This window comes from Geminocystis sp. GBBB08 (assembly GCF_016743215.1).
Taxonomy (GTDB): Bacteria; Cyanobacteriota; Cyanobacteriia; order Cyanobacteriales; family Cyanobacteriaceae; genus Geminocystis.
On record NZ_VRZC01000319.1, the window covers coordinates 1 to 620 of the forward strand.

The 620-nt window shown below is 38.9% G+C and carries 1 protein-coding gene; it reads right to left on the reverse strand.

Going from position 1 to position 620, the window contains the following annotated elements; translation table 11 throughout:
• Positions 1-89: 89 nt before the first annotated feature.
• Positions 90-620: tyrosine-type recombinase/integrase (locus FWJ34_RS19460; protein WP_308256976.1), on the reverse strand; the 531-nt coding region annotated here is incomplete at its 5' end.

Consider the following 620-nt stretch of genomic DNA (forward strand, 5'->3'; position numbering starts at 1 on the left):
GGGGGGGGGGGGGGGGGGGGGGGGGGGGGGGGGGGGGGGGGGGGGGGTGTTTGGAGGGGGGGAGTTTAGAGCTTTAACGATTGGAAAAGTTAAAAATCGATAAAGTCGGTAGCGGTTGTGCCGTTGAGAGTGTGTAAATAACTGGCGGGGGAATTGATGCTATCATGCCCTAATAATTCCTTAACTTGATGGAGTGAAGCACCATTGTTTAGGGCATGACTTGCCACAGAATGACGTAACCAGTGGCACGACACTTTATCTGTTAAATTAGATTTTTTGGCAACGTCTTTAAGCATAGTATGGACATTTTCCCGTTTCAATGGAGTTAGCCTATTGCTGTAAAAAACGTACTGACAAAATTTATTTTTCAGTGTCAATAATTCTGTTAATAATTCTTCTTTAATAGAGATATATCTTGTTTTGCCACCTTTACCAAATACACATATTTTATTTAATTTAATATCACTCCATTTAAGGTTAATTGCTTCACTAATTCTTAAACCAGTGTTAGCTAATAGTTTTATCAGTAAACCATCACGGTTATTTTTAGCATGAGCAATTAACGATTTTATTTCTTCAGTCATTAATATTTTCTCTGTTATATTCTCATGGTTTTTGAG